We start from the raw sequence: 18,205 nt of genomic DNA, 5'->3' as shown, positions 1-18,205 counted from the left end.
TGACCGGCGCGAAGGCGACAGCTTTGATCTTGGAACGAGCGCTGTTGGCCATCCAAATCCAAGCATTGGCGCATCGACCGGGAGAGACCTGTCGTTCGTAGTGGCGCATTTGATGCAGCGTCTGGCGCGACTTTAAACGGCCCTCCTCCAATCGCACATTTTATGTGCAATACGGCATAAAGGCTAAAAACTGGTCTTGCCCGGTTGCGCGCCCCTCGCTTTTATGTAACCTATATATACAGGTACATATAGGTATGGTGAGCCAGGTTGATCACTTTCGAAAATGTGACGAAGCGCTATCACGGCGATGTTGTGGCGGTGAACGAACTGTCGTTCACGGCGCCGACCGGTAAATTGACGGTGCTTGTCGGGCCGTCCGGATGTGGCAAGACAACATCGCTGCGCATGATCAATCGTCTCGTGGCCCCGAGCTCCGGCACGATCCGGCTGGGCGACGAGCCGACATCGCGGATGGACGAAGCGGTGCTTCGGCGTCGGATCGGCTATGTCATTCAGCATGCCGGCCTCTTCCCGCACCGGACGATCATCGACAATGTCGCGACGACCGCCCGTCTGAACGGCACGCCGAAAAAGCAGGCCCGCGCGATTGCGCTGGAACTGCTCGAGCGTGTCGGTCTCTCGCAGGGCTTTGCGGATCGCTATCCCTGGCAGCTTTCGGGAGGACAGCAGCAGCGCGTCGGCGTGGCGCGCGCCTTGGCGTCCAATCCCAAGTTCATGCTGATGGACGAGCCCTTCAGCGCGGTTGATCCGATCGTCCGCACGCAGCTTCAGGACGAGTTCCTGCGTCTTCAGCGAGAGATGGGCAAGACCATCATCATGGTTACCCATGATATCGACGAGGCTCTGAAGCTCGGCGACCAGGTCGCCGTCCTGCGCGTCGGTGGCGAGCTCGCGCAGATCGCGACGCCACAGGAGCTGCTGACGAAACCGGCCGATGCTTTCGTCGCCAATTTCGTCGGTCGCGACCGTGGCTATCGTTTCCTCGGTTTCGTCGGCGCCAATGGACGGCTGGCTGTCAAGACCGAGCCGACCGTGCGCCTCGGCGATACGCCGGAAGCAGCGCGAGGTGCTGCCAAGGATCGTTGGCTGCTGGTCACCAACGAGCGCGGCGAACCTCTAGGCTGGACGGAACCGGCAAGCCTGGAGGGGCCAATCCGGATGGGCGACCTCAATCTCAGCGGCACGCTCGCCTCGGCTGACGGTTCCTTGCGACAGATTCTCGACGCGGCTTTGAGCTCGCCCAGTCGGCGCGGTGTCGTCGTCGACGACAAGGGCCAGCTTATGGGCTCCATCGGGGTCGCGGATCTGGTTGCGTTGCTCGACGGATCGCAAGATCCGGCGGCTCCGGCGAAGGGAGCGGACCATGCGGTTTGACTGGCTGCTGCGTGAGTCCGGGAACATTGCCAACCTGTTCTGGTGGCATGTCGGTCTTTCCGTCATTCCCGTCATCGCCGCCCTCATTGTTTCGCTGCCGCTCGGATGGCTGGCGCATAAGAGCGGGCTGTTCAAGTCGGCGATCCTCGGGGTTGCCGGCCTGCTCTACACCATCCCGTCGCTCGCGCTCTTCGTTCTTCTGCCTCTGGTGCTGCACACGAAGATCCTCGATCCGCTCAACGTGGTCGTGGCGCTGACGGTCTACTCCCTTGCCCTGCTTGTCCGCACCGTCAGCGACGGCCTTGGCGCCGTGCCCCCGGATACGCTGCAGGCCGCCACCGCCATGGGATACCGGTCTTTTCAGCGGTTTTTCATGGTCGAGTTGCCGATTGCCGTGCCTGTCATCGCAGCGGGCCTGCGCGTGGCGCTCGTCTCCAATGTCAGCATCGTTTCCGTCGCTGCCTTGATCGGGACGCCGCAGCTCGGGCTGCTGTTCACGCAAGGTCTTCAGCTTCGGTTCGTCACCCCGCTGATCGCCGGCATCGTGCTCTGCCTGTTGCTTGCCGTCGTCCTCGACGGGCTGGTGATCCTGCTCAATCGTTGGCTGACGCCCTGGCGGCCGAGAAAGGTGTGAGCTCGTGATCGAATGGTTCCTCAATCCAGCGCAGTGGCATGGTTCGGAGGGCATCCCGAATCTTTTGATCCAGCACCTGCAATATAGCTTCATCTCGCTTCTGATCGCGGCGCTCATCGGCCTGCCTGCCGGTCTCTATGTCGGGCATACCGGCAAGGGGACATTCCTGATTGCCGGTCTTGCGAACGCCACACGCGCCTTGCCGAGCCTCGGCCTGATCGTGCTGCTCGTCATCCTCGTCGGACCCTATTTCAAAACGGACCTGGCCTATCTGGTACCAAGCATCGCTGTCCTGGTGCTGATTGCGGTGCCGCCGATCATGATGGGCGCCTATTCCGGGATCACCTCGGTGGATCCGGCGGCTGTCGATGCGGCCAGAGGCATGGGATACAGACCACTCGCCTTGCTGCTCACCGTCGAGTTTCCCTGTGCATTGCCGCTGATCTTTTCGGGCTTCCGCAGTGCGGCCTTGCAGGTGATTTCGACAGCGACAATCGCTGCCTACGTCTCGCTTGGTGGCCTCGGCCGGCTCATCATCGATGGCCGCGCCCAAAACGACTACATGCAGATGGCCGCTGGCGCCGTTCTCGTGGGTGTTCTCGCCCTGATCGTCGACCTGTTCTTCGGCCTCGCATCCAGGATCGCAGTCTCGCCCGGCTTGACGCGCCGGACTGTGAAAGGCGTCGCCATCCGACGCCAGCTTGCAAACGAAAAACAACGGAACAGCTAGGAAGAACGATGATGATAAAGCGAAACATGCTTGCTATCGGCGCTATTGCCATTTCTGCCCTTCTCACGGTCACTCCGCTCGCGCGGGCTGAAGACCCCTTGTCCTCGAGCACGCCACGCTCGGATGCCGATACGATCATCGTCGGATCCGCGGACTTCCCGGAAAGCCAGCTTCTTGCCAAGATCTATGCCCTGGCGCTCGCTGCCAAGGGCATGAAGGTGGACACGAAGCTCAATATCGGCAGCCGTGAAGTCTACATGCCGGCGCTGCTCGACGGCTCGATCGATCTTCTTCCCGAATATGCCGGCGCGACGCTGAGCTACCTCGACAAGAGCGCGACCGCGCATGCCCCGAAGGATGTCGTCGAGGCGCTCGGCAAGGTGCTGCCGAAGGGCGTGTCGATGCTGACGGCATCCAATGCCCAGGATTCGGACGTGCTTGCCGTCACCGAAGAAACCGCCAAGAAATACTCCCTGACATCGATCGAGGATCTGAAGCCGGTCGCCGGTGAATTCATCCTCGGCGGTCCGCCGGAATGGAAGACGCGCAAGGAAGGCGTCGTCGGCCTGAAGGACGTCTATGGCCTGGTATTCAAGGATTTCAAAACCCTTGACGTGGCGGGTCCGCTGACCCTTTCGGCTCTGACCAACGGTCAGGTTCAAGCCGCTGATATGACCTCGACCGATCCGGCGATGAAGGCGAGCAAGCTCGTCGCGCTGAAGGATACGAAGAACCTGTTCCCGGCGCAGAACATCCTGCCGATCATCGCAACCAGCAAGGTCAACGACAAGGTCACCGCGACGCTCAACGCCGTCTCCGCCGCGCTGACGACCGAGGACCTGATCGAGATGAACGGCCGCCTCGCCAATCAGGAAAGCTTCGACACCGTTGCCGGCGATTGGCTGGCGAAGAACAAGCTGAACTAATCGATATCACGGCGGCCGAGCCATGTTCGGCCGCCGGACCTGAATAAAGGGAAGTAAAGGGGCCGCTTGTCTCCAGATGGGGAAAGCCGGCGTCCGCCCAAGGAAACCGGAAATGCCGCACAGCAACAAACGTTCACAGAACTCCGCGACCGTTCGGCTCGGCGTGTCGCCGACCACGATCCAGGAAATCGCGGACATCGCCGCCGGAGCAAGAGTGACCCTTTGCCCCGATGCACTAGACGGCATGAGCAAAGTTCAGACACTTCTGCTCCAAGCCATTGAGACAAACAGGCCGATATATGGCCTGACGACGGGGGTCGGTGACCTCTACACCGTGAAGCTTCAGCCCGAGGATATTTCCCGTGCGCAGCTCAATATGCTGCTCAGCCACGCTAGCGGCATGGGTACGCCGCTTGATCCGCCGGCCGTGCGCGCCATCATGGCGACGATGATCAAGGCGCTCTTGCAGGGTTGCAGCGGCGTCAGCGCCGGGCTTATCGAGACCATGAGCGAGATGCTCAACCGCGGCGTCATTCCCTGGTCGCCGGCAAAAGGCTCGGTCGGCTACCTGGTCGCCACCTCGCATATCGGTCTTGTTATTTTCGGCGAGGGGCGCGCCTGGTACGAAGGCGAGCTGCTTTCGGGACGCGAGGCGATGACCCGCGCCGGCGTTGCCATCAAGGCGCCCGGTCCCCGCGAAGGGCATGCGCTGATCAGCGGCACCTATGAAATTACCGGCATCGGCGCACTCGCCGTCCATCAGGCTGAGCAGTTGGTGGCGATTGCCGATGTCGCCGGCGCCATGAGCCTGGAAGCGCTGAAAGGCAACAGCCGGGGCTATGACGAGCGCCTTCAGCGGATGCGGCCACATCCTGGACAGGTCGAGACGGCGAGCCGGCTGCGAAGCCTGTTATCGGATAGCGAGGTACTGGCGAAGCACCGCGATCATCGCCTTCAGGATGCGCTCAGCCTGCGCTGCATTCCGCAGGTCCATGGCGGCGTGCGCGATGCGCTCGCCTATTGCCGCGATGTCCTGACCATCGAGATCAATTCGGTGACTGACAACCCCGTTTTCGTCATCGAAGACGAGGAGCTCGTGCCTTTGCCCGGCGGCAACGGCCATGGTGCGCCGACGGCGCTCGCGCTGGATGTGCTGGCGATCGCAATCGCCCATGTGAGCACCATGTCGCAGGCAAGGTCTGACCGCCTGACCAATGGCCATATCAGCGAGCTGCCGCCTTTCCTCATGGGCGCGAGCGGCGCCAATTCCGGGTTCATGATCCCGCCTTATGCGGCCGCTGCCATTGCCGGCGACAATCGCAGCCTTGCGGCGCCGGCTTCGGTCCATACGGTGAGCACCTGCGCCAGCCAGGAGGACCATGTGAGCATGGGCGTCTCCGCCGCAATGCAGGCGCGCACAGCGGCCGACAATCTCGCCGACATCCTGACGATCGAGCTCATCTGTGCCGCCCAGGGGCTGGAATTTCACCGGCCTTTGCGGCCGGGGAGGGGTACGGGTGCGGCCTATGACGCGATCCGGCAGGCTGTTCCGCCGCGCGACAGCGACCGCGCCATGTATCCGGAATTGCAGGCCGTCCGCGGCCTTATCGACAACGGCACCATCGCGAGGGCCGTCGACCGTGCCCTCGCCGTCAACGTTTAAGAGCTTGGAGACTTCCGTGACCGAAGCAACGCAGGCCGTACGGCCGCTCGATGGAATAAAGGTGCTGGATCTGGCGCGCGTGCTTGCGGGGCCTCTGTGCTCGGCCATGCTCGGCGATCTCGGCGCGACGGTGACTAAGATCGAAATCCCCGATCATGGCGACGATTCCCGCGCCTTCTCCCCGCATGTTGGCGGCGAGAGCAGCTATTTCATGCTGGTCAATCGCGGCAAGAAGAGCGTCACGCTCGATCTGAAATCGGACGAGGGCCGCGAACTGCTGCTCGGATTGATCAAGCAGGCCGATATTCTCGTCGAAAATTTCCGGCCGGGCGTCACAGCGCGTTTGGGCATCGACTACGAGGCCGTAAAAGCACTCAATCCGCGCCTGATCTATGTCAGTATTTCCGGCTTCGGCCAGGACGGGCCACTTGCCCACCGTGCCGCCTACGATCATGTCGTCCAGGCAATGGGCGGCATCATGACCGTCACCGGCTGGCCGGATGGGCCGCCGACCCGCGTGGGCGATGCGATCGGCGATGTTGTCGCCGGCATCTACGGCTCCTGGGGCGCGCTTGCGGCGCTGTTTCAGCGCGATCGGACCGGCAAGGGTCAGCATGTCGATGTCGCCATGCTCGATTCTATCATGTCCCTGCAAATGGTCTCGCTGTCGCAGATCACAGGCGGCAAGGGCGCTCCCGGCCGCGTCGGCAACGCACATCCGATCAGTGCGCCGATGGATTCCTATCAGGCGACCGATGGCTATGTTGTCATCGCCGTTGCCAACGATGCGCTCTTTGCCCGACTGGCGCGCGCGCTCGGCAATCCGAGCCTGACCGAGGATCCCCGCTTCAAGACGGATCCGGCTCGGCAGGGCCATCAGGAGGAGCTGCGAGCCCTCATCGAGGCTTGGACGCGTACCCGCTCGACGGAGGAGGTGACGCAGCTCCTCGATGAGGCGGGTGTCCCGGCCGCGCCGATCTATAATCTCGCCCAGGCGCTCGCTACGCCGCATGCGCAGCACCGCCAGCTATTGCATACCGTGGAGCATCGCAATGCCGGTGAATTCCAGGTAATGCCGCAGCCGGTTCGCTTCAGCGGCATTACCTCGGGCGGGGATTATGCCGCGCCGACCTTGGGTCAACATACTGATGCAGTCTTGAGCGATGAGTTGGGGCTGGCCGGCCCCGATATCGAAAATCTCCGGTTGCGGGGAGTCATCTGACCATGGCGCAGGACATCAACGACAAGACCTGCATTCGACCGAAGGTCGCCGTCCTCGGTGCGGGCACGATGGGTGCCGGCATCGCCGGCGTGTTTGCAGCACAAGGCTATCCCGTCGCCGTCTATTCCCGCAGCGCGGAGACACTCGACAAGGCGCGGAGCCGGATCGTCGCTGGCGAAGCGGCCGTCACGTACACGACCTCAATGGAGGATTGCGTTGCCGGCGCCGGCATCGTCAGTGAGAATCTCGCGGAAGACGTTACGCTGAAGCAGCGCGTCTTCGGCGAGATCGAAGCCATGGCGCCGGTCGATTGCCTTTTGACGACGAATACCTCCAGCGTTCCGATCACCCAGATCGCGGCGGGGCTTGCCCGGCCTGAACGGGTCGTCGGCATTCACTGGTTCAATCCGCCGGCTGTCATGCCGCTTGTTGAGATCGTGCGCGGCGAGAAAACCTCGGATGAGGTGGTCCAACGCGCCCGCGCGCTCTGCGCCGATATCGGTAAGGAAGTGATCGAGGTGAAGACCGACATAGCGGGATTCGTCGTCAACCGGCTACAATATGCGATCCTACGAGAAGCGCTCCATCTCGTCGAAGTGGGCGCCGCCTCCATCGAGGATGTCGACCGGGCAGTCGAAACGACGCTTGCGCCGCGCTGGTCTGCGGCAGGACCGCTGCGGCTGATGGATCTGGCCGGTCTCGACACCGTCGAGAAAGTGTCGCGCATATTGATGCCGGCCCTCGATCGCAGCGAAGGCATCCCCTCCCTGGTTCGCCGGCTGTGTGAGGAGGGTGCTTTCGGAACGAAGAGCGGTCGCGGCTTTTACGACTGGACGGCTGAAGGGATCGCGGCCGCGATCGCGCGCCGCGACGGTACCGTCCTCCTGCTGACGGAAAGGCGCAAGCCATGACATCCTCGCTCGTCATAACCGAGAAGCAAAGCGGCTTCGCGCGCGTCATCCTCGACCGCCCGGCCAAGCGAAACGCGCTCAACATCGAAATGCTGACCGGGCTTGTCGATGCGCTGCGCGACTGCCAGGCGGATCCAGCCGTGCGGGCGATCATCATCAGCGGCAGCGAGCGCGGCTTTGCCGCCGGCGCCGATATCGGGTCGCTTGCCGCCGCAAGTCCCATCGAGCTTTATACCAGCGGCTTCAGCGAGAAATGGGACGAGGTGGCGGCCATCACCAAGCCGCTCATCGCTGCGATCTCGAGCTATGCCCTTGGCGGCGGTCTTGAGCTGGCGCTGATCTGCGACATCGTCGTCGCCGATCGCACGGCGGTGCTCGGCCTTCCGGAAACCGCGATCGGCACCATACCCGGCGCCGGCGGAACCCAGCGCCTCGTGCGCGCCGTCGGCAAGTCCATGGCGATGGAGATGGTCCTGGCGGGGCGAAAGCTCGACGCGGAAGAGGCAAGGGCCTGCGGCCTGATCAGCAGCATCGCCGTCGATGGCGAGACGGTCGACAATCTAGCCTGCGCGATCGCCGAGCGTATCGCTCAAGCTGCCCCCATCGCAGTCACCATGGCCAAGGCCGCTGTTCTCGAAAGTTTCGAGACTCCGCTCTCCGCTGGCATTCGTTACGAGCGTTCGCTGTCCGCATTGATTGCGGCAAGCGACGACCGGGCGGAGGGGATGCGTGCCTTTGCCGCAAAGGAACGGCCGCAGTTCAAGGGACGGTAAGCCGTGGAGACGCCGCGCGGGCAGGATAACCACATAAGCGGTCCAATTCCGGCAGGAAGGTTACGAACCTACAAGGACGTTAAACAATTTATTCTTGCCTGCATCCGTACCGGAAAATGGCCGCCACACCACCGTGTGCCGTCCGAAAATCAACTCGTGGTATCGTATGGAGTCAGCAAGACAACCGCTGAGCGCGCGTTGTACGAACTTGCCAGCGAAGGCGTACTGCGGCGGATACCCGGAATCGGTTCGTTCGTAGCCAAACCAAAATGCTTCCCGGCGTTCCTCGATATGCTCGATATTGCTGAAGATATTCGCCAGAGTGGAGAAATTCATACGGCCAATGTTATCACATTGGCTGAAAATCCAGCCAGTTTCGAGATCGGCAATGAACTCGGGATTGAGGTCGGCTCCACAGTTTTTCATTCCGTGATCCTGCATCACAAAGACAATGTTCCGGTGCAGTTGGAAGATCGCTTCGTACTTCCAAGCGCCGTTCCTGCCTACCTCGCGCAGGATTTCACCGAGCGCACGCCTACTTCTTATCTCCTAGAGGCCGCGCAGGGTGCCAGAAACGAATATTCCATAAAAGCGGTTTCGCCAGAGGGATGGGAACAGACGCTCCTTGCGATCCTTCCGACCAAGCCGTGTTTGTCCATCCACGTGCGCCTCACTTCAAACCGGAATGTAATCTCGGTTGCTCGCTTGGTTTCTCCGGCTGGTCGGTATCGACTTGAAGCGATCCGTTGACATGCCGCGCAAGCCACCAAAGTCCATAATAGAGCGTTACGATCGGGGCGGCCGAGGCGCCTGTATTGTCGCCGCTTTGTGCCTGGAAAGGGTGCTTAGACTAGTCAGCGCGGGCGGTGCCTATAACATCCAGGACATCGCCGGCGCGGCTGATCCGGGTTCGCCGGAGAAGAGGTGCGCGACTGGTACGAAGTCTGCCTCGCCGCGCGGCGGCATCGGCAGCCTGCTGCTTGCGGCTCGTCGCGGCCAGGTCTTCGCCCAGCCTACGCTGATTGCCGAGATCGAATTCCGGGGGTGGACCAACGACGGCAATCTGCGTCACGCACCCTACAAAGGCTTGCCCGAAGTTCAGGATAATGCGGCCGTTGATGAGCGGGATTGAGCTGGTGGCAGGAGCCGAAAACGAGCAAATTTTTTTCTGCCGCTACTTTTGAATCCGAAATTCTCAAAAACCAAATCGATTGCCGCCAGCCGCTGATAAAGGGCTGGCCTTGCTGGAGGCGCCGTCTTTCGGCGCTTCCGTATCCATGTTGCTTCAAGGAGGATATGGCTATGGCAACATCTTACGACTATGCACCGCTGTTCCGTTCCAGCGTCGGCTTCGACCGGGTTTTCAATCTTCTCGAAAACGCTCAGCGCGCCCGCTCGATCAGCGACTGGCCGCCCTATGACATTGTCAAGACCGGTGACGACACCTACCGGATTTCGATCGCGGTCGCGGGCTTCACCCACGACGAACTCGACATCACCTTATGATCTTCACGGTCACAGTCTTGCCGCTGATGCCCTGTGCCTCGCAATAGCTCCAGACCTTCTCGGCCAGTTTCTCACTTCAAACGAAGCGACCTCAAGTTTGTCGAAGGATGCCGGCCTCCTTCGCCGCAGCCTCAAACGCAGATCGAGCTTCCGCATCGGGAACAACACCACTCGCCGCGTCCAGGCATACCTTCCACGCTGTCGCGTAGCTCGCACTTCTGCTGTCGGGCCAGTATTTCTTCAAGACTGCGACCGCCTCTCTAGCGTTCCTGATGACGTGAACACGATCATCTATCTTCAATTCAACGTTCGCGTCCCAGATGCTGATCATGGCGTCCTCCGTGGGGCAGGCTTCCCACAAACGTATATTAGGAAGTTCTGTTCCAAGCGGACGATACTGCTGAAATTTTGCAGGGCGGCATGCCGGCTTTTGCCCTAAGGTTATCAATCGCGTTGATCGCAGCGAGAACCAGGTTCGCCAACAATAGCAAGCTGGGGCTGGGCGATCCTGTGCTGCACCGCGGTGCTGGCGGAGGCCGGTGCTGCCGTCCTCACCGTCTGGTCGAAGCTCTTCGAGCGGCGCCGGCGCGTTGTGCTCGGGTCGAGCATGATGGCAATCAATGGCCGCATCCAGCGGGACGGGGAGGTCGTGCATCTCATCGCCCAACAGCTCTTTGATCTCTCAGGCGACCTGTCCGCCTTGGCGGATCGTGATGGGGAGTTCAAACTGCCGACGGGTCGCGGTGATGAGTTCGCCCATGGCTCGCCAGGAAGTCCGGATTCGCGAGATCGAGCGCCGGCGGTCAAGCCGAGGGATACCGGGCATCAATATCAAGCCAAAATAATGCTTTTTGGGAAGCGTTTAAGGATGTCAGGTAAACGGTCGTTTTCCTTACATGCGTTGGTCGCATTGGATGGTCATGTTTTCAACGGTCTTGATAGAAACGCGAAATGCCCTCCACCGGAGGCAAAATCGGCGGTCTCATTTGGGAATTGTGATGTTACGCGCAGCAGCAGGCTCAAGGCTGCGTGAGCCGTCCGGCCGCGTAGTCGCGCGCAAGCGCAATAAAGGCTTGGAAGGCGGCGGAGGAATTGCGCCGATTGGAATAATAGAGGCACAGCGGCACCAGCGGCGGCGTCCAGTCTTCGAGAATGCGCACGAGCCTTCCCGCTGCGAAGTCTTCGCGGACATCGGTTTCCATGAAATAACCGATCCCCACGTCGTTCGTGACCGCGATCCGGGTCAGGGAGGCTTCGTCGAGAGTGATCGGGCCCTCGACGTCGAGCTGCAGTTCTTCACCGCCCTTCTCGAACCGCCATCGGAGCAATGCGCCGTTGGGAAGCCGAACGCGAACGCAGGGGTAAGAAAGCAAATCCTGCGGTACCTGGGGGATAGCTCTGCTTTGGAAAAAAGCTGGCGATGCGGCAACCGCCATTCGTCGCATCTGGCCTAGCGGTATGGCGATCGCGTCGCTTGGCACCAAATCCGCACTGCGCACTCCCAGATCGAAGCCCGCCGCCACGACGTCAACAAGTCGGCCCTCGGTGACCAGGTCGATATGAACCTGAGGATAGCGTTGCAAATAGCTCAGGACCAGTGGCGCCATGATCTCGCGCGCTGCCGTCGCGAAGGCATTGATGCGCAAGGTACCGGACGGCGTCTCCTGCTGGGAGCGCGCCGTGTTCATCGCTTTCTGAATATCATCGAGCGCTGATTTGATCTGCGCGACGAAAATCCGCCCTGCGTAAGTGAGCGAGACGCTACGTGTGGTGCGATTGAACAATCGCACGTCAAGCTGACGCTCCAGCTTTCCCACCGCGTTGCTGATGGCTGTCGTCGAAATACCGAGATCGAGCGCCGCCGCTCGGAACGAGCCGCACCGGACGATAGCGAGAACTGCCTCAAGTTCGATCAGAGAGTGGCGAGCCATTGTTGCGCTTTTCGCAATACCCCATGGCGGTTTGTCTCGCTTATCGGGCGAAAAGTCCAGCGCTAAACTGGCCTCATCAATACGAAGGAGATGAAAATGACACTGAATCTACCAAGGCCAATCGCCGATTACATCGAAGCAAATGCCTGTCTCGATATCGACGGCATGATGAAGCCCTTCCTGCGCGACGCCGTCTTTATCGACAACGGCAAGCGCTACGAGGGCCTGGCTGAGATCCGAAAACTGCTCAAGGATGAAGCGATCGCGGTCAAGGCGATCTTCGAGCCCGACACTGTTCGGGAAGAAGACGGCATCGTCGTGCTCGAAGGCCCCGCTCATGGAGAGTTCCCGGGTAGCCCCCTCCGTTTCACCTATCGCTTCACGCTGGCGAATGACGCCATCAAGACCCTGGAGACCACGGTATGAGTATCAAGGCAGATCCCACTGAGTTCGCCGGCAAGCGCGTACTCATTAGCGGTGGCACCAAGGGTCTGGGCCGCGCCACGGTCGAGCGCTTCCTCGCCGGCGGCGCCCGTGTCGTCACGGCCGCCCGCACGATCAAGGACCCCATCGAGGGCGTCGAATATGTTCAGGCAGACCTGACCACGGCAGAAGGTGGTGAAGCGTTCGCCAAGGCGGCGCTCGAGCGGCTCGGCGGCATCGACATCCTTGCCCATGTCATCGGAGGCTCGGCTTCGCCGGCGGGTGGATTCGCCGCGCTGACGGACGACCACTGGCTCGCCGAACTGAACCTTAACCTGCTGGCGACCGTCCGGCTCGATCGCTTGTTGATCCCGCAGATGCTTGAGCGGGGCAAGGGCACTGTGGTGCACATCACCTCAATTCAGTCCGTCCTGCCGCTGCCCGAGTCCACGACAGGCTACGCCGCCGCGAAGGCCGCGCTGAGGACCTACAGCAAGTCGATCTCGAAAGAGCTCGGTCCCAAGGGAGTGCGGGTCAATTCCGTCTCGCCCGGCTGGATCATGACCGACGCCACTGGAGACTTTCTCGAAATGCTTCGCGCTGCCAATGGCGGCACAACCGAGGACGCGCGCCGGTCCGTGCTCGATGCACTGGGCGGGATCTCGATCGGGCGCGGAGCCGAGCCTGAGGAGGTGGCCGACCTTATCGCCTACCTTGCCTCCGACCGTGCTGCGGCGATCCACGGGGCCGAGTTTGTCATCGATGGCGGTACGATCAGGACGGTATAAGGGTGGCTTCCCGGCGTTCGCGCTTGCGCGGACGCCGGGACTGAGCCTGCCCTGCCGATGGATAAAGCGGTCGCGGATTGCCGATGCGAACAGTTGGTGACGATTGAGAGAGAAGCCCCTCGCCATGCCTGACACCTCATCCTGCGAGCGCTGCAGTTGGGCCCAAGACGACCCTCTGATGCGGGACTATCATGATGCCGAATGGGGCGTGCCACAGCGAGACCCACGGATGTTGTGGGAAATGCTTATGCTGGAGGGGTTCCAAGCAGGGCTCGCCTGGATCACGATCCTGCGCAAGCGTGAGGCCTTTCGAGCCGCCTTCGCGGATTTCGATCCGGTCAAGGTCGCCGCTTTTGACGAGCGGGATATTGAGCGGTTGATAGCGAACCCTGGCATCGTGCGCGCACGGGCCAAAGTCGAAGCCACGATCAAAGGCGCGCAAATCTACTGCGACATGCAGGATCGCGGCGAGGACTTCTCGGCATTCTGTTGGTCTTTCACGGGAGGCGCGCCTCTCCTTGGTGACGGTGAGAGCTGGGTTGCGAGCACACCACTATCCGAGAAAGTCTCGCAGGAATTGAAGCGGCGCGGCTTCAAGTTTGTCGGGCCGACCATCACCTACGCGTGGATGCAGGCGGTCGGCATCGTCAACGATCATTCTTTTAGGTGCTTTCGGCGCCAGGTAGAGCGGAAATAAGGCGCTAACACGATTCTGGTTCATCAACTGCCATCGTGCGAGCCAGGTTTCGATCGCAGGGGCGCAAGGACAAGACCGGTACGCCCGACGGACTCGTACGTCGCTTCCAGTTCACACTCTCGGGCGACGCGGTCGCGCACCTGACCGTCATACCGGCAAAGCCCGCTTGGCGCCCTCGCGCAGCGCCAAGCTTTCCAATCCTTCCTGAAAGGAACGACTATGTTCGCCGTCTATGCAAAAGAAGCAAATCTCGACGACCCCCTTGCCTCCCTTGTCGTCGGAGAGCGTCCTGACCCGATCGTGAAAGAGGGCTGGGTGCGAGTTAAGGTGACACATGCCAGCCTAAACCGGCACGACATCTTCACCCTTCGCGGGATGACCTCCCAAGAGGAGCCGATCCCGTTCCCGATGATCTTGGGCAATGACGCCGCAGGATTGCTCGAAGATGGCACGTCCGTCGTGCTCTACCCGGTGATGGGGACAGATAGCTGGAAGGGCGACGAGACGATCGACCCTCACTGGCACGTTCTCAGCGAGCTTGTGCCTGGAACTATGGCTGACCATGTCGCAGTGCCGAAGCGCAACGCGGTGCCTATTCCTGAAGGCCTGTCCCCGCTCAATGCATCACTGCTCGGCACTGCCTGGCTCACGGCCTATCGCTCGCTCTTCACCAAATCACGACTGATCCCCGGGCAGACCCTTCTCGTGCAGGGGGCTTCGGGCGGTATGTCGACGGCCCTTATCCAGATGGGTCGGGCTGCTGGCTTCGAAGTGTGGGTCACGACTCGCAATGATGAAGGGGCAGCGATCGCCGTCTGTCCGCGCGGGGGGACAGCTTCGAAACCTGCGCTGAAAGCGATATGATGTTTTCGCGCGAGGCCGCCATCGCCTGTGCTGATCACTATCTTGCTGGACAAGACCCGATGCAGGGATATGCGTCACCGCTTCACATGCAATCGTTAGTCGGATTCCCGCCATTATGGGTGACTGTCTCAGGCAGTGAGGTCCTGCGCGACGATACGGTGGAATTTGCTGCCCGTCTTGCGCGTGAAGGCGGGACGGTTGCGATGTCAGTCCGCCCCGATCAGCCTCACGTATGGCCGGTTGTGCTTCTGGAAGCAGCCGTCACCACTGATACGATAGCCGAAATGGCTGCTTTTTGGGCAAGATTGCGCGATGATTGCGGGGGTTCAGTTCGGAAAAGACACTACCGTAGAGCAGCATCGATTACCGGGACCGAGCACGTGATTGACGGTGGGACCGTTCCGACCGCTTGCTCGCTCAGGCTAGCTCACATTATTGCAGGTCAGGCGGGTGCGTCCCACCCGCCGATCTGGGAGTAGATTGCGTTCCGGAGGTGCCGAACGTCGCGATTCAAGGCAGCGAGTTCCGGTGGTGTCTGCGTCGAGGCTGCCAGCAGGGTATCGCTGAGGCAGCCTGCCTTGTGCTGCAAGGCACGACCGTGGTCTGTCAGCGCCACCAGAACTTGACGCTCGTTGTTAGCGTTGCGCGTCCGACGCACGAGCCCGGCGACTTCCAAACGTTTCAACAGAGGTGTCAGCGTGCTGGATTCAAGAGCAAGCTGGTCGGCGATGGATACCACGGTCTGTTCGTCCTGTGCCCAGAGAACGTTCAGGACGAGATATTGAGGATAGGTCAGTCCAAGCTCGTCAAGCAGGGGCTTGTATGCGCGCTGGATAGCGATGCCGGCGGTGTAAATCGCATAGCACAGCTGGTCGCGCAGGGGTGGGGGATCGTTATGGCGTTTGGTCATTTTGAACTCCTGTAGACATCAATATAACCGAACTTATCACGAAAACCAATATCGCGATAAGAATCATGTTGACGCAGATCTGCGTTCGGTCACGGAGAGCTCCTGTCGAACTTCATATAGCCTATGCAATAACAAAATTAAATATCGCGATAAGAATTATCTTGACGCAAAATCCGAATTCTGACATAGATATCGCGATAATAATTATCGTGATTGAAGGAGAGACAGCCATGACACGCAAGACCACGACGACCGTTGCTGCCATTGCAGCTGCCGTAGCATTGTCTGCCGCAATTCCAGCAAGTGCCGCTGATATCATTCCTCAGAACCCGTCAGTCAGAAACGTCGTACTCGTTCATGGCGCTTTCGCAGACGGCTCAGGCTGGAAGGGTGTCTACGACATCCTCACGAAGCGCGGCTATCGCGTCACCATTGTCCAAAATCCTCTGACTTCTCTTGCCGACGACGTTGCCGCCACCAAACGTGCGCTGGAGCGGCAGGACGGTCCTGCCATTCTGGTCGGGCATTCGTGGGGCGGCACTGTCATCACGGAAGCTGGTGTCGATGCAAAGGTCGCAGGGCTTGTTTATGTCTCCGCTCTCTCCCCCGATGCAGGCGAGACGACGGCTCAGCAATACGAAGGATTTGCTCCCGCATCCGAATTCGTCATCGAGACCACCAAGGATGGTTTTGCTTATGTCAGCCCGGAAAAGTTCAAGGCCGGTTTCGCTCACGATGTCAGTGACGCCGATGTTGCGTTCATGAGGGACGCGCAGGTGCCGATCAACATGTCGGCGTTCGACACGAAACTTGAAAACGCTGCCTGGCGCACCAAGCCGAGCTGGGCAGTCATCGCGACTGAAGACAAGGCATTCGACCAGGCAATGCTGATCCACATGGCAGAGCGCATCAAAGCGAAGGTCACCAAAGTGTCGGCAAGCCACGCCCTGTTCATGACACAGCCAAAAGTCGTCGCAGACACGATCGATGAGGCCGCTAAGGCCGTATCGGCGAAGAAGTAGTGGCACACCCAGCGCGGTCATCGGAACACTCCCAACTGTCCCGATAACACGAAGCGCTCCGTCGATCCTGGTGGAGTAGTACAGAAGCGACCCATAACGGACCGACTGATCGCTGTATCAAACCAGCCGCGCCCCTTCGTTTCAAGACCCTGCGGCACTCCCTTAGTTTTTGTTGAATTCATTCATGGAGGTAATCACTTGACCCCGGATACTCATGACCAATACGCACCAGAAAGCTCACTCAACCCGCGGGGTGAATTTGGTGATGTTTTTGACTTCATCGTCTGCGGTTCTGGCTCCAGCGGCTCCGTTGTTGCTGCGCGACTGGCGGAAGATGGCACTGCAAGCGTTCTCCTGCTTGAGGCCGGGGGCGACGATGCGGCCGTGACCGTTTCAAACCCAGCGCAGTGGCCACTCAATCTTGGCACTAGCCGGGACTGGGGCTTCGTCGGGCAACCGGCGCCTGGCCTGAATGGGCGACGTCTTCCTCTCAGCATGGGCAAGGGGCTTGGCGGTGGTTCGAGCATCAACGTCTTGGTATGGGCCAGAGGACACAAGGGCGATTGGGATCACTTTGCCGCTGAGGCCGGTGACGATGCGTGGGGGTACCAGTCTATTCTCGGCTATTATCGCCGGATCGAAAATTGGCAGGGGGCACCGGACCCAGCCCGCCGAGGAGTGGGAGGGCCGGCCTACGTTGCGCAGCCACGGGCCCCCCAGCCCGTCGCAGAGGCTATGTTGCGTGCGGCATCTACAATCGGCATTCCTGTCTATGATAGCCCGAACGGTGAAATGATGGAGGGTCCGGGCGGCGCCTCGATTGCTGAGCTGCGGATTCGGGACGGAAAGCGGGAATCCGTGTTCGGATCCTACGTCCGTCCGCTCCTGTCGCAGCCAAACCTGACAGTGCTTACAGATGCATTGGTCACACGCCTCGTCTTCAATGGCAAGCGCGCGACGGGGGTCAAGGTCCTTGTCGATGGCCAGATGCGCCAGTTCACGGCGCGTTGCGAAACGGTATTATCGCTTGGCGCAATCAACACACCAAAAGTGTTGATGCAGTCGGGTGTCGGCCCGGAAGATGAGCTGAAAGCTCATGGCATTCCTGTGGTTCAACACCTCCCTGGCGTTGGTCGTAATCATCAGGATCATATCGCCTTCGGCTGCACATGGGCATATCGAAAACCGGAAGCCGTAGGCGGGACCGGCTGCGAAGCGAAACTCTATTGGAAGAGCGACGCACGGCTTTCCCAACCGGATATTCTTCAGTGCCAATTGGAGTTTGCGGTACCTTCGCCCATAGAAACAGGTCTTCAAACGCCTGAGCACGGCTGGACCATGTTCAACGGCCTCGCCCAGCCAAAAAGCCGCGGCCGGTTGCGGCTCTCTGGACCCGACGTAAACGATGCGATGCTGATCGAACCGAATTCTCTCAGTGAGCCGGAAGACGTGGCTGCGGCCTTGGTCGCGGTGGAATTATGTCGCGAGCTCGGAAATAGCGATGCCTTCACCCCCTTGGTAACAGGCGAGACAGCTCCGGGCGCGCGCGATAGGTCAGGCCTGATCGATTTTATCCGGCGGGCTGCGGTCACCTATTGGCATCAGACGAGCACGGCGAAGATGGGACGCGACAGCGTGTCGGTGGTCGACAATGAACTCAAGGTCTACGGCATAGACGGCCTTCGCGTCGCTGACGCATCGATCATGCCGCGGATCACCACCGGCAATACGATGGCGCCTTGCGTCGTCATCGGGGAGCGGGCGGCTGATCTGATCCGGGCGGCTCATGGCCTTATGGTCTGAGCGGACG

18 protein-coding genes and 4 pseudogenes are annotated in these 18,205 nt (G+C 60.6%); 19 read left to right on the top strand and 3 right to left on the bottom strand.

All coding sequences use genetic code 11. The annotated features are described in order from the left end of the window. Positions 1-267 precede the first annotated feature (267 nt). The 11 genes and pseudogenes from U5G49_RS31400 to U5G49_RS31350 form a co-directional block, all read left to right on the top strand. Positions 268-1,395 carry an ABC transporter ATP-binding protein gene (locus tag U5G49_RS31400; protein ID WP_193445398.1) on the top strand — a complete coding sequence of 376 codons (1,128 nt, stop codon included), beginning with the start codon at positions 268-270 and terminating at the stop codon, positions 1,393-1,395. Continuing rightward, positions 1,385-2,029, top strand: a complete 645-nt coding sequence (locus tag U5G49_RS31395; protein ID WP_193445397.1) for an ABC transporter permease — start codon at positions 1,385-1,387, stop codon at positions 2,027-2,029. Before U5G49_RS31400 ends, U5G49_RS31395 begins: the two co-directional genes overlap by 11 nt. A 4-nt stretch (positions 2,030-2,033) precedes the next feature. After that, the gene (locus U5G49_RS31390; RefSeq protein WP_193445396.1) at positions 2,034-2,759 is read left to right on the top strand and encodes an ABC transporter permease; all 726 of its coding nucleotides are present in this window, start codon (positions 2,034-2,036) and stop codon (positions 2,757-2,759) included. Positions 2,760-2,770: 11 nt separating this feature from the next. Further along, a complete protein-coding gene (locus U5G49_RS31385; protein ID WP_193445425.1) occupies positions 2,771-3,685 on the top strand; it encodes an ABC transporter substrate-binding protein in 915 nt (304 codons plus the stop codon). Positions 3,686-3,797: 112 nt separating this feature from the next. After that, the gene (locus U5G49_RS31380) at positions 3,798-5,348 is read left to right on the top strand and encodes an HAL/PAL/TAL family ammonia-lyase (protein WP_193445395.1); all 1,551 of its coding nucleotides are present in this window, start codon (positions 3,798-3,800) and stop codon (positions 5,346-5,348) included. After that, positions 5,326-6,570 carry a CaiB/BaiF CoA transferase family protein gene (locus U5G49_RS31375; RefSeq protein ID WP_322790946.1) on the top strand — a complete coding sequence of 415 codons (1,245 nt, stop codon included), beginning with the start codon at positions 5,326-5,328 and terminating at the stop codon, positions 6,568-6,570. Before U5G49_RS31380 ends, U5G49_RS31375 begins: the two co-directional genes overlap by 23 nt. A gap of 2 nt (positions 6,571-6,572) precedes the next feature. Beyond that, complete coding sequence (locus U5G49_RS31370) at positions 6,573-7,481, top strand: 3-hydroxyacyl-CoA dehydrogenase family protein (RefSeq protein WP_193445393.1); 909 nt, start codon at positions 6,573-6,575, stop codon at positions 7,479-7,481. Further along, on the top strand, positions 7,478-8,254 hold the full coding sequence (locus U5G49_RS31365; RefSeq protein ID WP_193445392.1) for an enoyl-CoA hydratase-related protein: 777 nt from the start codon (positions 7,478-7,480) through the stop codon (positions 8,252-8,254). The genes U5G49_RS31370 and U5G49_RS31365 overlap by 4 nt, the downstream gene beginning before the upstream one ends. 33 nt (positions 8,255-8,287) lie before the next feature. Beyond that, entirely contained in the window at positions 8,288-9,004 is a 717-nt protein-coding gene (locus U5G49_RS31360; protein ID WP_193445424.1) for a UTRA domain-containing protein, read from the top strand. Between the two features lie 190 nt (positions 9,005-9,194). Beyond that, positions 9,195-9,386: pseudogene (locus U5G49_RS31355) on the top strand (ATP dependent DNA ligase); the annotation flags it as partial. A 170-nt stretch (positions 9,387-9,556) separates the two neighbouring features. Then, positions 9,557-9,754 (top strand): annotated as a pseudogene (locus U5G49_RS31350) (Hsp20 family protein); the annotation flags it as partial. 97 nt (positions 9,755-9,851) lie between these two features. Here the strand turns inward: U5G49_RS31350 and U5G49_RS31345 are convergent. Next, positions 9,852-10,091 (bottom strand): DUF982 domain-containing protein, encoded by a 240-nt coding sequence (locus U5G49_RS31345; RefSeq protein WP_193445391.1) that lies wholly within the window; start codon positions 10,089-10,091, stop codon positions 9,852-9,854. Positions 10,092-10,304: 213 nt separating this feature from the next. Between U5G49_RS31345 and U5G49_RS37205 the strand changes: the two are divergent. Then, positions 10,305-10,577, top strand: a pseudogene (locus U5G49_RS37205) (hypothetical protein); the annotation flags it as partial. A 202-nt stretch (positions 10,578-10,779) separates the two neighbouring features. On the opposite strand, the gene U5G49_RS31335 reads toward U5G49_RS37205, so the two are convergent. Continuing rightward, on the bottom strand, positions 10,780-11,691 hold the full coding sequence (locus tag U5G49_RS31335) for a LysR family transcriptional regulator (RefSeq protein WP_193445390.1): 912 nt from the start codon (positions 11,689-11,691) through the stop codon (positions 10,780-10,782). 96 nt (positions 11,692-11,787) lie between these two features. Here U5G49_RS31335 and U5G49_RS31330 point away from each other — a divergent pair, with 96 nt between their 5' ends. The 5 genes and pseudogenes from U5G49_RS31330 to U5G49_RS37200 all read left to right on the top strand — a co-directional run bounded on the left by U5G49_RS31330 (position 11,788) and on the right by U5G49_RS37200 (position 14,942). After that, complete coding sequence (locus U5G49_RS31330) at positions 11,788-12,117, top strand: nuclear transport factor 2 family protein (RefSeq protein WP_193445389.1); 330 nt, start codon at positions 11,788-11,790, stop codon at positions 12,115-12,117. Beyond that, the gene (locus U5G49_RS31325) at positions 12,114-12,902 is read left to right on the top strand and encodes an SDR family oxidoreductase (RefSeq protein ID WP_193445388.1); all 789 of its coding nucleotides are present in this window, start codon (positions 12,114-12,116) and stop codon (positions 12,900-12,902) included. Before U5G49_RS31330 ends, U5G49_RS31325 begins: the two co-directional genes overlap by 4 nt. 124 nt (positions 12,903-13,026) lie before the next feature. Further along, entirely contained in the window at positions 13,027-13,599 is a 573-nt protein-coding gene (locus U5G49_RS31320; RefSeq protein ID WP_193445387.1) for a DNA-3-methyladenine glycosylase I, read from the top strand. Positions 13,600-13,818: 219 nt separating this feature from the next. Beyond that, a pseudogene (locus U5G49_RS31315) lies at positions 13,819-14,412 on the top strand (quinone oxidoreductase family protein); the annotation flags it as partial. A 47-nt stretch (positions 14,413-14,459) separates the two neighbouring features. Further along, complete coding sequence (locus U5G49_RS37200) at positions 14,460-14,942, top strand: alpha/beta hydrolase fold domain-containing protein (protein ID WP_193445386.1); 483 nt, start codon at positions 14,460-14,462, stop codon at positions 14,940-14,942. Here the strand turns inward: U5G49_RS37200 and U5G49_RS31310 are convergent. After that, entirely contained in the window at positions 14,906-15,373 is a 468-nt protein-coding gene (locus U5G49_RS31310; protein WP_193445385.1) for a MarR family winged helix-turn-helix transcriptional regulator, read from the bottom strand. The genes U5G49_RS37200 and U5G49_RS31310 overlap by 37 nt on opposite strands. 230 nt (positions 15,374-15,603) lie before the next feature. On the opposite strand from U5G49_RS31310, the gene U5G49_RS31305 reads away from it, so the two are divergent. After that, positions 15,604-16,395 carry an alpha/beta fold hydrolase gene (locus tag U5G49_RS31305; protein WP_193445423.1) on the top strand — a complete coding sequence of 264 codons (792 nt, stop codon included), beginning with the start codon at positions 15,604-15,606 and terminating at the stop codon, positions 16,393-16,395. Between the two features lie 198 nt (positions 16,396-16,593). Then, positions 16,594-18,198, top strand: coding sequence for a GMC family oxidoreductase (locus tag U5G49_RS31300; RefSeq protein ID WP_193445384.1), 1,605 nt, complete (start codon positions 16,594-16,596; stop codon positions 18,196-18,198). Positions 18,199-18,205: the final 7 nt, after the last annotated feature.

The organism is Rhizobium indigoferae, assembly GCF_034554815.1.
Taxonomy (GTDB): Bacteria; Pseudomonadota; Alphaproteobacteria; order Rhizobiales; family Rhizobiaceae; genus Rhizobium; species Rhizobium leguminosarum.
This window is presented reverse-complemented; position numbering and strand designations above follow the sequence as displayed.